Here is a 12,663-nt window from a genome sequence, read left to right on the forward strand (position 1 = left end):
CCAGCGCACCGGCTGCTGCCCCCGCCGTCAGCGACGATCCCGCAAGCCATCCTGGCGCCGTGACCTCGCCCATGGTGGGGACGGTCTATATGGCCCCCGAACCGGGTGCCGCGTCCTTCGTCAGCACGGGCGCCAGCGTCAAGGAAGGCGATACCTTGCTGATCATCGAGGCGATGAAGACCATGAACCATATTCCGGCCCCGCGTGCCGGCACGGTCAAGCGGATCCTCGTCGAAGACGGCGCGCCTGTCGAATTCGGCGCGCCTCTTGTGATCATCGAATAAGGTCTGACTGATGTTCGACAAGATCCTGATTGCAAACCGGGGCGAGATCGCCCTGCGCGTGGTGCGCGCCTGTCGCGAGATGGGCGTCAAGTCCGTGGCGGTGCATTCCACCGCCGATTCCGACGCGATGCATGTGCGCATGGCGGACGAGGCGATCTGCATCGGCCCGCCCTCCTCGGCGCAAAGCTATCTCTCGTTTCCCAATATCATCTCGGCCTGTGAAATCACCGGCGCGCAGGCGATCCACCCCGGCTATGGGTTCCTGTCCGAGAATGCCGCCTTCGTGCAGGTGGTCGAGGATCACGACATCACCTTCATCGGCCCCACCGCCGAACACATCCGCATCATGGGCGACAAGATCACCGCCAAGGACACCATGAAGGCGCTTGGCGTGCCTTGCGTGCCCGGGTCCGACGGCGGTGTCCCGACCCTCGCCGATGCCCGGCGCGTCGGCGACGAGATCGGCTATCCGGTGATCATCAAGGCCACCGCCGGTGGTGGCGGGCGCGGCATGAAGGTGGCGCAAACCGCCGCTGATATGGAAAAGGCCTTTCATTCCGCCCGGGCCGAGGCCAAGGCGGCCTTCGGCAATGACGAAGTCTATATCGAGAAATACCTGACCACGCCCCGTCACATCGAAATTCAGGTCTTCGGCGACGGCAAGGGGAATGCGGTCCATTTGGGCGAACGCGATTGCTCGCTGCAACGGCGGCACCAGAAAGTCTTCGAAGAGGCACCGGGCCCCTGCATCACGCCGGAATTGCGCGCGCGGATCGGCAAGGTCTGCGCCGATGCGGTCGCCAAGATCAACTATATCGGTGCGGGCACGATCGAATTCCTGTTCGAGAACGACGAATTCTACTTCATCGAGATGAACACCCGCCTGCAGGTGGAACACCCTGTGACCGAAGCCATCTTCGGCGTCGATCTGGTGCGCGAACAGCTGCGGGTGGCCGCCGGTCTGCCCATGTCCTTCACGCAAGACGACCTGACGATCAATGGCCACGCCATCGAGGTGCGCATCAACGCGGAAAAACTGCCCGAATTCGCCCCCCGCCCCGGCCGGATCACGCAATATCACGCGCCCGGCGGGCTGGGCGTGCGGATGGATAGCGCGCTTTATGACGGCTACAACATCCCGCCCTATTACGACAGCCTGATCGGCAAGCTGATCGTGCACGGGCGCGACCGCCCCGAGGCGCTGGCGCGGCTGGAAAGGGCACTTGGCGAATTGATCGTCGACGGTGTCGAGACCACCATCCCGCTCTTCCACGCGCTCTTGCGGGAAGAGGCAATCCAGACAGGCGATTACAACATCCACTGGCTGGAACATTGGCTGGAAAAAGGGCTGATCTAGCCTGACGACCGTCCCTGACATGACAGGGCCGTGGTTGGCCGTCCGACAATCCCTTTGCCACGGGTGCGCTCAGGGTCTAGCCTAGCCGCACCGCAAAGAGATCGTCACCTGATGAAAGACGACATCGCCCTTACTCCGTCGCTTTTGCTGCAGGCCTATCAGGTCGGCCTGTTTCCCATGTCCGAGGGGCGCAACGATCCCGAGATCTTCTGGGTTGACCCCACGATGCGGGGCCTCTTCCCGCTGGACGGTTTCCGGATTTCACGCAGCCTTGCGCGGCGGATCAGACGGGCCGAGTTCGACGTGACCTTCGATACCGCCTTCGATCAGGTGATGCGCGCCTGCGCCGACCGGCCCGAGACCTGGATCAACGAGACGATCATCGCCCTCTATTCCAATCTCTTCCGGGCCGGCTTTGCCCATTCGGTCGAGCTGTGGGACGGCAAAATGCTTGTCGGGGGTGTTTACGGCGTCAGCATCGGCGCTGCCTTCTTCGGGGAAAGCATGTTCAGCCGCCGCACCGACGCATCGAAGATCGCACTGGCCTATCTTGTGGATCGGCTGAACACGGGGGGATTCAGTCTCTTCGATACGCAGTTCATCACGCCGCATCTTGCAAGCCTCGGGGCGATCGAGGTGCCACGCTCGGAATATCAGCGTCTGTTGGACAAGGCGCTGCGCGGATCGGCGCGGTTCGATGCGACGACCGATGCGCCGACGCCCTACGACGTGCTGCAGCGCAACGCCCAGACATCATAGCGCGGGTGGTCGATGGCGTTAAGCGCCGGGGCAGACGCGATCATCCAGCCCGCAAACAGATCAAGCCCTTCGCGCAGGTCCGTCACTTGCACGAAGATAAAGGCATCACCCGCCGGATTTTCGACCGGATAGCGGCATTCTGTGACAGAGACGCCCAGAAAACCAAGCTCGCGGCTTTGCCCTGATGCCAGTTCGACATCCGTCACCTCTCCGGTCAGTTTGTCGAGAACCCGCAAAACGCCTGTCGGCCCGATGGCGACCTCTTGCCGGGGGGCTTCGACCGGTGCGGCACTGAACTCTTCGAAAAGATCATCGCCCGCGGCGCCCCCGACATCGGGATCAAACAGCCCGTCCAGATCGGGATCGAACAGCCCATCCAGATCAGGATCGAAGCCATCGCCCAGATCCAGATCCTCGACCGGGATTTCGATCAATGGCGTCGTCGTGATCTCTTGCGCCGCAAGGTGACCGGCCAGAGCCGCCAACACCAGAAAAGCAGGAAGAGACTGCCGCATGGCCCCCGCCACCCTATTCAGGCGACCATGCCTCGTAGTCGGAACGATCCGCAGGCGCGCCGCGCCGGATCGAACCGACCGGCGCATAGGCGGCCGCGGTGCCGGTCAGGTTTTCCTGATGCGGCTTTTCCCATGGCTTGCGCCTGATCGCCGCTTCGGTCGGCGGCTGGTCCCATGTGTGATGCAGCCAGCCATGCCAGTCGGGACTGACGCGCGAGGCCTCGTTCTCGCCCTTGTATATCACCCAGCGGCGGCTGTCGTCGGCATTGCGGTAATAGACATTGCCGTCTGCATCTTCGCCGACCTTGGTGCCATTGCGGCTGGTCCATAGCTGTGTCCCGAACGATTGTCCGTCCCACCAGGTGAAAATGCGTTTGATGTTATGTGCAAGGCCCATGTCAGGTCTCCGGCTGCGATGCTTTCTTCTGCCCCATCGGGGTCGAAAGGTCCAGTCTGGTCAGGCGGGAACCCGCGCGGTGACTTCGATCTCTATTTTCATCTCGGGGTTCTGCAACGCCGCGCAGATCATCGTCGCCGCAGGGCGCGCCGTGGCGAAGGCCGCGGATGTGATCGGCCAGCATCTGGGCCAGTCCGCCGCGTCCGGCACGATGTAAGTGACCCGCACCACATGGTCGAGCCCGCTGCCCGCAGCCTTCAGGGCCTTGTCGATGGTGGCAAGGGTGTTGCGGCACTGGTCCTCGATCGCGTCGGGCATCGCCATGGTGGCATAGTCATAGCCGGTGGTTCCCGCGACGAAGACCCAGCCATCCGCAACGACAGCGCGGCTGTAGCCGATCTGGGCTTCAAACGGGGACCCGGTCGAGATGTGACGGACGGACAAGGGATCAGCTCGCGCTTGCCGATTCTTTCTTCTTGCCGTCATCATGGATCATCAGCGGAGCCACGTCCGAGGTCACGGCCTCTTCGTTGACGACCACTTCGGTCACGGTGTCCATGCCGGGCAGGTCGAACATCGTGTCCAGCAGGATCGCCTCCATGATGGATCGCAGGCCGCGCGCACCGGTCTTGCGTTCGATCGCGCGCTTGGCGATGGCGGCAAGCGCATCTTCGGTGAAGGTCAGCTTGGTGCCCTCAAGCTCGAACAGGCGCTGGTATTGCTTGACCAAGGCGTTCTTGGGCTGCGTCAGGATGGTGATCAGCGCCTCTTCATCCAGATCGGTTAGCGTGGCGATCACCGGAAGACGGCCGACGAATTCGGGGATCAGGCCGAACTTCAACAGATCCTCGGGTTCGAGGTCCTTGAAGATCTCGCCCACACCGCGATCATCCTGCTCGCGCACATCCGCGCCGAACCCCATGGCCGAGCCTTTGCCGCGCTGCGCGATGATCTTGTCGAGACCCGCGAAGGCGCCGCCGCAAATGAACAGAATATTCGTCGTATCGACCTGCAGGAATTCCTGTTGCGGATGCTTGCGGCCACCCTGCGGCGGCACCGATGCAACGGTTCCTTCCATGATCTTCAGCAGCGCCTGCTGCACACCCTCGCCCGAGACGTCGCGGGTAATCGAGGGGTTGTCGGACTTGCGCGTGATCTTGTCGACCTCGTCGATATAGACGATGCCGCGCTGCGCGCGTTCCACATTGTATTCGGAGGCCTGCAACAGCTTGAGAATGATGTTCTCGACATCCTCGCCCACATAGCCTGCCTCGGTCAGCGTGGTGGCGTCGGCCATGGTGAAGGGCACATCGAGAATCCGGGCCAGCGTCTGCGCCAGCAAGGTCTTGCCGCAGCCGGTCGGGCCGATCAGCATGATGTTCGATTTGGCAAGTTCGATGTCGGATTTTTCCGCGTGATTCAGGCGCTTGTAATGGTTGTGAACGGCGACCGACAACACGCGCTTGGCATGGATCTGCCCGATCACATAGTCGTCGAGCACCTGACAAATGTCCGAAGGTGTGGGCACCCCGTCGCCTGCCTTCAGGCCGGCGGTCTTGGTTTCTTCGCGGATGATATCCATGCAAAGCTCGACGCATTCGTCGCAAATGAAGACGGTCGGCCCCGCAATCAGTTTGCGAACCTCATGCTGGCTCTTGCCGCAGAAACTACAGTAGAGGGTGTTTTTCCCGTCGGAGCTACCCGTATTCGCCATCTCAATCCTCTCGGGCTGCCGCCCGCATATCATCTCTTCCAATGTCCTAGAGCAACACTAGGACAGCCTGCCAAGGTCCACAACGCCAAAATGGCTTGCCACAATTCAACGTCAGCACGCGAAAAATGTCCTTTGCCGCAGCAAAGTCTTCCCCAAAAGAAAGGCGGCAATAAGGCCGCCTTTCGTCAAGAATTCATCGGGCAGAGGTGGTCGATCAATCCTCTGCCTTGGTGCGGTTTTCGACGATTTCGTCGATCAGGCCCCAATCCTTCGCCTCTTCCGGCGACATGAAATTGTCCCGCTCAAGCGCATCCTCGACCTTCTTGAGGGTATTGCCCGTGTGCTTGACGTAGATCTCGTTCAGGCGGGTCTTCAGTTTCTGCGTTTCGGCGGCGTGGATCATGATGTCGGTCGCCTGCCCCTGATAACCGCCCGATGGCTGGTGCACCATCACGCGGCTGTTGGGCAGCGAGAACCGCATGCCGGGGTGGCCCGCCGTCAGCAGCAGCGATCCCATCGACGCCGCCTGCCCCACGACCAGTGTGCTGACCTTGGGGCGGATGTATTGCATCGTGTCATAGATCGACAGGCCCGAGGTCACGACGCCACCGGGGCTGTTGATATACATGCTGATCTCTTTCTTCGGGTTCTCCGATTCCAGATGCAGCAACTGCGCGACGATCAGCTGGCTCATCCCGTCATGGACGGGACCGTTGACGAAAATGATCCGTTCTTTCAACAGGCGCGAAAAGATGTCGTAGGCACGTTCACCCCGTGCGGTCTGTTCCACGACCATGGGGACTAGGTTCATATAGGTCTCGACGGGGTCTTGCATGTGATCTGCCTCTGCTTCGGACGGGACCGTCCTATTTCATAATACCTAACAGAGTCTTAGTGGCGGGCGTCAGGGGCTTCAAGGGCATCCGACCGACTTTGCCGATCCGAAAGCGGATGGCAGGTGCGGCCCAAGCGGGCCGCCCTTGGCATAGACACGGCTGACTGGCCGTCGTTACCCGACGTGGAACAGCGTCGCAAAGAGACGTGGATCAAGACTGTCCGAGGCAAAAGTGTCGCCCTCGGTCAGCACCGACACCGCGTCATGGCTGTGCAGGCTTTCCTGATGGCTGGCGATCACGCGGAAGTCGGAAATCCGTTCATCCATTTGCAATTGCTCGGTAAAGAGCCGCGCCGCATCCTCGACGAAGATCGGGTTGGCGGCGTTGAGTTCGGCAAAGGCCTGTTCGTCCTCGCGCTTGACCATGACTTGCGTTTCGGTCGGCACGGCGGCGCGGGCGCGGTCGATCAGATCCTCGAACCACAGCACCCCTGCTCCGTCTTCCAACAGCACCGAAATCCGCGCGACGGATCGCTGCGAATGCGGTGTGGCAAGCTGGCCGCGGAACTGGCGGGCATGTTCCGACAGCTCCAGCGAGCAGGGGCAGGTCGAGGAATAGACATAGTCGAGATGGATGATCTTCTTGCGCACCCCGTCCTTTTCGACCAGTTCCAGCGCGATGTCGTAATACTGGTAGCCGGACAGCCCCGACCGCAGGCTTTGCACCTTCATCGGAAAGCTGAAACGCATCTGGATGCGCGCGTCGAAGCTTTCCAGATCGGTCTTGTAGGCATCCAGCGCGCGTTCGATCACGTCGAAGCTGAATGTTTCCTCGGCATGGCCATAGAAGGTCCGCATGATGCGGGACATGTTGATACCCTTCTTCTCGGCATCCAGCGACACGGTGCCGGTCACCGAGGTTTCCAGCGTCAGATCGCCATTGTCGCGGGTGTGAAACCGGATCGGCAGGCGGAAGTTGGAAATCCCGACGTGCTGGATCTGTTGCTGCGCGCCACGGATCAGACTGGAAGGACCGTTCTGAAGATCGGGCATCGAGGCCTTGTAGACGTCATCGACCTCGAAATCCTCGGGGTAGGCGCGTGCGAGGGCCGGATAGTTCGACATCTCTTGCCCCGGGATCAACCGTGACACCAGCGGGTCGAGCGTCGCGACTTCCTCGGGGGAAACCTCATGCGCCCAGCGGCGCAGCAAGGCCAAAGCCGCTTCGGCTTCGGCCCGTGTCGGTTCACGGTCGAAATCTTGAGAGTGGATATTCAAGGCAGGGTCCCCTTCAGGTCCGTCGATCACGCGCTGCAGATAGGGCGGCGCAATCTCTTCTCCAGCTAATTGCTGATAGATACGCCGAAGGTCGGATCTTGGATCAGTCATCTGGGCGGCCTTTCCAAACGTTTCAGCCGCCCTCAGGTAAAGCAGTTTTCACCCTGCAAGTCATCCGCCGGAAACGACACTAGAGCGCGGCAATCGCCACCCGCAGGTCTTCCAGAAGGTCGCCCGTGTCTTCCAGCCCGACGCTGAGCCGGATCAGCCCCGGTGTGATCCCCAACGCCGCTTTCGTTTCCGGCGACAGACGCTGGTGGGTCGTGGTCGCAGGATGTGTGGCAATCGACTTGGCATCGCCCAGATTGTTCGAAATTGTCCAGATCTCCAATGCATTCAACAGACTGAACGCCCGCTCTTGCGTGCCTGCATCGATCGCAAGGACGGTGCCGCCCGCCTCCATCTGCGCTGCGACCAGCGCGTGTTGCGGATGGCTGGCCAGACCCGGAAAGATGACATTGTGCAGCTTTCCATCGGCTTCGAGCGCCCCGGCAATCGTCTGCGCCGATGCCGCCTGCGCACGCACCCGCAGGTCGATGGTCTCCAGCCCCTTCAGCATCATCCATGCGGTGAAGGGCGACATCGATCCGCCGGTGTGCTTCATGTAAGGTTCGACCGTCCCGCGGATGAAGTCGCGCGTGCCAAGGATTACCCCGCCCAGCGCCCGCCCTTGCCCGTCGATATGCTTGGTGGCCGAATAGACCACCACATCCGCCCCCTGCGCCAGCGCGTCCGAAAACACCGGTGTCGCAAAGACATTGTCCACGATCACCGTGGCCCCCACCGCATGGGCAAGGTCCGAGACCGCCCTGATATCGATCACTTCCAGCGTCGGGTTCGAGATGCTTTCGAAAAACACCGCCTTTGTATCGGGACGGATCGCGGCAGCCCAGGCGGCAAGGTCGGTGCCATCGACGAAGGTGACCTCGACACCATAGCGCGTCAGCACCTCTTCCAGAATATAGAGGCACGAACCGAACAGCGCCCGCGACGAGACGACATGGTCGCCCGCCCGCAACATCGCCGTCAGCGCACCATTGACGGCGGCCATGCCCGAGGCGGTCGCAAAGCCATCCTCGGCCCCCTCCATCGCCGCGATCCGGTCCTCGAACATGGCGATGGTCGGATTGCCGTAGCGGGCATAGATGAATTCATCCTGACCTGCCTTGATGAACCGCGCTTCGGCCTGCTCGGCGGTGTCGTAGACGAACCCTTGGGTGAGAAAGATCGCCTCGCTCACCTCGTTGTATTGGCTGCGGCGGATACCTGCGTGGACCGCCCTGGTCCGTTTCTTCCACGTCTTCATCTTCATTCCCCGCGCCCGACCGGCGCATAAAAAAACCCCGACACCGGACAGGTATCGAGGCATTCGCGCTCTGCACCCTCTTTAGCGGCATCTTTAACGTGGCCCGCAATCCGGTAACAAATCGCCACGCGGCTCGTCTAAGCCGAAGGCCGCATCAGGTCAAGCGGGGTGTGGACCGGCGGATGCGCGAAAGCGAAGATATCGCCCTCTTGCCAAAGCGCCCACAAGATGTGGGGGGCACGGTTACAAAAGCTTCAACATACTGTCACGCCTCGGTTGAACTTGTGGTGCATCCCGACCCCAGCAGGTCACGGGATGTGGATCATGGCGCAGCTTGCAGTTACCGAACGCCGTTTGCCGTCTCGCAAAAGGATCGCGAAGGCCCTTGAAGGTCTCAGACCTTCCGCCCCTGTCGTGATCATGCTGCACGGCTTCAAATACGACCCCGGAAGTCCCGCGCACCACCCCGAACGGACGCTTTACGCCAGAGCACCCGATCCGGCCGCCAAACGCGCCCGATCCTGGCCGCGTGCCTTTGCCTTAAGGGGGGCGAACGCGCTGGCCATCGGGTTTTCGTGGCGCGCCAAGGGGACCATCTGGCAAGCCCATCATCGGGCAAAGCTGGCAGGGGAAAGCCTCGCGCTGCTGATCACCCGCATCAACGAGATCGCGCCCGGGCGTCCGGTGCATATCGTCGCCCATTCCCTGGGCGTGCGGGTCGTGCTGACCGCCCTCAGCCAAACCCCGCAAGGGGCCGTGAGCCGCGTCATCATGATCGCGGGCGCTGCTTTCGAGAGCGAACTGGCCGGCGTGTTGCAAAGGCCAGCCAGCCGCAGCACCGAGTTCTTCAATATCCGCAGCCGCGCGAATACGCTTTTCGACCTGCTGCTGCGGGCGGCATTTCCGCACTGGGGTGTCACGATCGGCCGCGGCCGCCTTGCGCATCCGCGCCTCTTGCAGCTTGATATCGACGCGCCGCAAGACCGGCAGGTCATGGCGGCGGCCGGTCTGCCGCTCGACCAGACAAGCGGGTGGATTTGTCACTGGTCGGGCTACCTGCGCCGGGATGTCTGTGCTCTTTACAGGGATCTGATCCATCGCCCCGACAAGATCCCCTTTGCAAGTTTGCGCGCATCGCTGATCCGTCACCAGCGCCCGTCGCGGCTTGCACCGCCGCGGGATCGTGCCGGTCTGCCTGCCTGACCGCGCAGAGGCCGCTTTTCCCGCCACGGTCATAACGTTTTCTTAGGGGTCTTGCGATATTTCCATCGCGACGCAAGACAGGATCCCGCCGTTGCAATATCGCCCTTACAGATACCAGACCGACACGACCGTCAGTGTCCGCTATCAGACCCAAAGCATCACCGCACAGGTCCTGGATGTCAGCCGCACCGGTGCACGTCTTGGTGACATCCAGGGGTTGATGCGCGGCGACAGGGTGCAGGTGCAGGTTCTGACCCATTTCGTCGATGCGGTCGTGGTCTGGGCGCGCGGCGGTCAGATGGGCATCATCTTCCGCCCCGCGCTGGATGATCATCTGGTCGATATCCTGCGCAAAAGGTGCGATGGCCGGGCGCAGTTCCATTCGCCCCGCGTCGGCTTTCGCGCCGCCGAGATGCGCTAGCCCTCTTTGCGGTCGGGGTCCTCGATCAGGTATTTCTGCAAGCCGATGATCTGGACCCACAAGAAGACGAACAGCACCGCAGGAAAGGCGAAGGTTTCCAGCTTGACCCAGAGGTCGGTCGATTGCGTGCGCCAGATGATCTCGTTGGCGACGGCCAGCGCGAAGAACATCAGGCACAGCCGTCGCGTGAAGATCATCCAGCCTTCGGGCTGCATCGGCAGGACCTCTTCCATCACGTATTGCAGGTAACTTTGCCCCCGCAAAAGCCCGATCCCCAAAACCGTGCCAAGGCACCCATAAACGATAGAGGTCTTCATCTTGAAGAACCGCTCGTCGTTGAACCAGGCGGTCAGGCCACCAAAGAAGATCACCATGAAAGCGGTGAAAACCTGCATCCGGCTCAGCTTGCCGGTCAGCATCCACAGAACCCCCATCGCGACCAGAAGGATCGGCACAAAGACCAGCGCAGAGACGATGAAACCGGTGTATTCGGTTCCTGCGAAAATATAGGTTTCATCCCTGATCCGCAGATAGATCAGGAAGAACACGACAGTCGGCCCCAGTTCGAGGACCTGCTTCAGGATCGGGTTGATCGTCTTTTCCGCCATTCCGCTCTCCGGGTTATCCGCCCATTTCAACGATCACGGCGCCAAGCGCAACCAGACACATCAGGAACAATCGTCGCGGCCCCACTTTCTCGCCCAGAATGAACCAGCCGATCAATGCTGCAAAAACCACCGAGGTTTCGCGCAGCACGGCCGCCTCGCCCACGCTGTCAAGCCGTGTCGCCAGCAGGACGCCCCCGAAACTGATCCATGCAATCAGCGCACCGACAAAGCCCTTGCGGATCAGCGGACCCAGCACCGGCTGCACCGCCATCCGGCGATAGCGCAGCGTCCCGAGGATCGCAAAATCGATCGCGGTGACAAGGAAGAACCACGCAAGGAAGGTGAACGGATCAGGGGCCTGCCGGATCGCATAGGCGTCATAGACGGTATAAAGCGCGACCAGCAGACCGCCGACAAAGGCCCACATCAACCCCAGTTTCAGGGTCCGCTTGTCCAGCGTTTCCTCGGCCAGATTGCGCGCCGCCAATAGCAGGATACCCCCCGACAGGCAGGCGACGCCCAGCCATTGCACCGCCGTGAAGACCTCGCCGAAGAGCATGGATGCGGCGATGACCGTGACCAGCGGCCCCGTGCCGCGCACGACCGGATAGACCACCGTATAGGCCGCCCGTTCATAGGCCAGCGCCATCGTCACCTTGTAGGCGAAATGCACGGCAATCGCGCCGACCAGCAACAGCGCCATCCCCGCGTCCGGCCACGGCACAAGGAACAGCGCAATCGGTGCCGACAGCACCGCCAGCCAGCCGTCGATCGCACCGCGTGTCAGCCAAGGGTCATAGCGGCCCTTTTGCAGCGCGCCGAAGATCGCATGGGCCAGCGCCGAGACAAGCGCAAGGATCGTCGCCAGTCGCGCACCTTCGGGCGTCCCCGCGATCGAGACCAGCCATTCACCCATTGTCGACCTGCTGCAATCGCGCCCTACCGATCAAGACCAACCAGCGCGGCGGCGAATTCATCGGGATCGAAGGGCGCAAGGTCGTCGATCTGCTCGCCCACGCCGATGGCATGGATCGGCAGACCGAACCTGTCCGCCAGCGCCACCAGAACCCCGCCCTTGGCGGTGCCGTCAAGCTTGGTCATCACAAGGCCCGAGACATCGGCAAGCTTCTGGAACTCCTGCACCTGATTGATCGCGTTCTGGCCGGTCGTGGCATCCAGCACCAGCAATGTGTTGTGCGGCGCGTCCGGGTCCTTCTTGCGGATCACGCGAACGATCTTGGCCAGCTCCTCCATCAGATCGCTGCGGTTCTGCAAGCGCCCCGCCGTGTCGATCATCAAAAGGTCGGCCCCCTCCGCCTGCGCCTGCGTCATAGCATCAAAAGCAAGGCTGGCGGGGTCCGATCCTTCGGGTGCGGTCAGCACCGGCACGCCCGCGCGCTGCCCCCAGACCTGCAACTGCTCGACCGCTGCGGCGCGAAAGGTGTCGCCCGCCGCGATCACCACCGACTTGCCGGCCGCCTTGAACTGGCTGGCCAGCTTGCCGATGGTCGTGGTCTTGCCCGAGCCGTTGACGCCGACGACCAGCACCACCTGCGGGCGCTTGGCATAAAGCGGCATCGGCCGCGCCACCGGGTCCATGATGCGGGCCACTTCCTTGGCCATCAGGCCCTTGATCTCGGCGACCGAAAGCTTCTTGCCGAAATTCCCTTCGGCCATGTTCGCGGTGACGCGCAGGGCGGTATCGACGCCCATGTCGGCGGTGATCAGCAATTCTTCCAACTGCTCCAGCATCTCGTCGTCGAGTGTCCGCCGCACGACGGCCCTCGTCTCGCCGCCGCCAAACAGACGGCCCAGAAGGCCCTTTTTCTGCGGCGCGGGGTCCGGGGCGGTCTCGGTCAGCGGGGCCGTCACATCGACGTTCAGGGTGACCGGCGTTGGCGGTGTGTCTTCAATCGGTGTGCTGTC

The 12,663-nt window shown here is 62.0% G+C and carries 15 protein-coding genes and 1 riboswitch; of the genes, 5 read left to right on the forward strand and 10 right to left on the reverse strand.

Features of this window, described 5'->3' with window-relative positions:
- The 3 genes from V7N12_RS11715 to aat form a co-directional block, all read left to right on the forward strand.
- Positions 1 to 284: acetyl-CoA carboxylase biotin carboxyl carrier protein (locus V7N12_RS11715; protein ID WP_333714755.1), on the forward strand; the 284-nt coding region annotated here is incomplete at its 5' end.
- Between the two features lie 10 nt (positions 285 to 294).
- On the forward strand, positions 295 to 1,641 hold the full coding sequence (accC, locus tag V7N12_RS11720) for an acetyl-CoA carboxylase biotin carboxylase subunit (RefSeq protein WP_333714757.1): 1,347 nt from the start codon (positions 295 to 297) through the stop codon (positions 1,639 to 1,641).
- 111 nt (positions 1,642 to 1,752) lie between these two features.
- Positions 1,753 to 2,400, forward strand: a complete 648-nt coding sequence (gene aat / locus V7N12_RS11725; RefSeq protein ID WP_333714759.1) for a leucyl/phenylalanyl-tRNA--protein transferase — start codon at positions 1,753 to 1,755, stop codon at positions 2,398 to 2,400.
- Here aat and V7N12_RS11730 read toward each other — a convergent pair.
- The 7 genes from V7N12_RS11730 to metZ all read right to left on the reverse strand — a co-directional run bounded on the left by V7N12_RS11730 (position 2,364) and on the right by metZ (position 8,505).
- Positions 2,364 to 2,915 (reverse strand): DUF2155 domain-containing protein, encoded by a 552-nt coding sequence (locus V7N12_RS11730; RefSeq protein WP_333714761.1) that lies wholly within the window; start codon positions 2,913 to 2,915, stop codon positions 2,364 to 2,366. The two genes, aat and V7N12_RS11730, sit on opposite strands and share 37 nt — an antisense overlap.
- Before the next feature lie 13 nt (positions 2,916 to 2,928).
- On the reverse strand, positions 2,929 to 3,312 hold the full coding sequence (locus V7N12_RS11735; protein WP_333714762.1) for an NADH:ubiquinone oxidoreductase subunit NDUFA12: 384 nt from the start codon (positions 3,310 to 3,312) through the stop codon (positions 2,929 to 2,931).
- Between the two features lie 60 nt (positions 3,313 to 3,372).
- On the reverse strand, positions 3,373 to 3,756 hold the full coding sequence (locus tag V7N12_RS11740; RefSeq protein ID WP_333714763.1) for a RidA family protein: 384 nt from the start codon (positions 3,754 to 3,756) through the stop codon (positions 3,373 to 3,375).
- A 4-nt stretch (positions 3,757 to 3,760) separates the two neighbouring features.
- Positions 3,761 to 5,026 carry an ATP-dependent Clp protease ATP-binding subunit ClpX gene (gene clpX, locus V7N12_RS11745; protein WP_333714764.1) on the reverse strand — a complete coding sequence of 422 codons (1,266 nt, stop codon included), beginning with the start codon at positions 5,024 to 5,026 and terminating at the stop codon, positions 3,761 to 3,763.
- 214 nt (positions 5,027 to 5,240) lie between these two features.
- Complete coding sequence (locus V7N12_RS11750) at positions 5,241 to 5,861, reverse strand: ATP-dependent Clp protease proteolytic subunit (protein ID WP_333714765.1); 621 nt, start codon at positions 5,859 to 5,861, stop codon at positions 5,241 to 5,243.
- A gap of 174 nt (positions 5,862 to 6,035) precedes the next feature.
- The gene (gene folE2, locus V7N12_RS11755) at positions 6,036 to 7,139 is read right to left on the reverse strand and encodes a GTP cyclohydrolase FolE2 (RefSeq protein WP_333714774.1); all 1,104 of its coding nucleotides are present in this window, start codon (positions 7,137 to 7,139) and stop codon (positions 6,036 to 6,038) included.
- A 190-nt stretch (positions 7,140 to 7,329) separates the two neighbouring features.
- Entirely contained in the window at positions 7,330 to 8,505 is a 1,176-nt protein-coding gene (gene metZ, locus V7N12_RS11760) for an O-succinylhomoserine sulfhydrylase (RefSeq protein WP_333714775.1), read from the reverse strand.
- Between the two features lie 60 nt (positions 8,506 to 8,565).
- A riboswitch (SAM riboswitch) is annotated at positions 8,566 to 8,643 on the reverse strand.
- A gap of 186 nt (positions 8,644 to 8,829) precedes the next feature.
- On the opposite strand from metZ, the gene V7N12_RS11765 reads away from it, so the two are divergent.
- Both V7N12_RS11765 and V7N12_RS11770 read left to right on the forward strand, forming a co-directional pair.
- Positions 8,830 to 9,708 (forward strand): alpha/beta hydrolase, encoded by an 879-nt coding sequence (locus V7N12_RS11765; protein WP_333714766.1) that lies wholly within the window; start codon positions 8,830 to 8,832, stop codon positions 9,706 to 9,708.
- Positions 9,709 to 9,799: 91 nt separating this feature from the next.
- Positions 9,800 to 10,129 (forward strand): PilZ domain-containing protein, encoded by a 330-nt coding sequence (locus V7N12_RS11770; protein WP_333714767.1) that lies wholly within the window; start codon positions 9,800 to 9,802, stop codon positions 10,127 to 10,129.
- Here V7N12_RS11770 and V7N12_RS11775 read toward each other — a convergent pair.
- The 3 genes from V7N12_RS11775 to ftsY all read right to left on the reverse strand — a co-directional run.
- Positions 10,126 to 10,737 carry an inner membrane-spanning protein YciB gene (locus V7N12_RS11775; RefSeq protein WP_333714769.1) on the reverse strand — a complete coding sequence of 204 codons (612 nt, stop codon included), beginning with the start codon at positions 10,735 to 10,737 and terminating at the stop codon, positions 10,126 to 10,128. The two genes, V7N12_RS11770 and V7N12_RS11775, sit on opposite strands and share 4 nt — an antisense overlap.
- 13 nt (positions 10,738 to 10,750) lie before the next feature.
- Positions 10,751 to 11,653 (reverse strand): DMT family transporter, encoded by a 903-nt coding sequence (locus V7N12_RS11780; protein WP_333714771.1) that lies wholly within the window; start codon positions 11,651 to 11,653, stop codon positions 10,751 to 10,753.
- Between the two features lie 23 nt (positions 11,654 to 11,676).
- A partial coding sequence (ftsY, locus tag V7N12_RS11785; protein WP_333714773.1) for a signal recognition particle-docking protein FtsY occupies positions 11,677 to 12,663 on the reverse strand: 987 nt, incomplete at its 5' end.

It is taken from the genome of Yoonia sp., assembly GCF_036770585.1.
Classification (GTDB): domain Bacteria; phylum Pseudomonadota; class Alphaproteobacteria; order Rhodobacterales; family Rhodobacteraceae; genus Yoonia.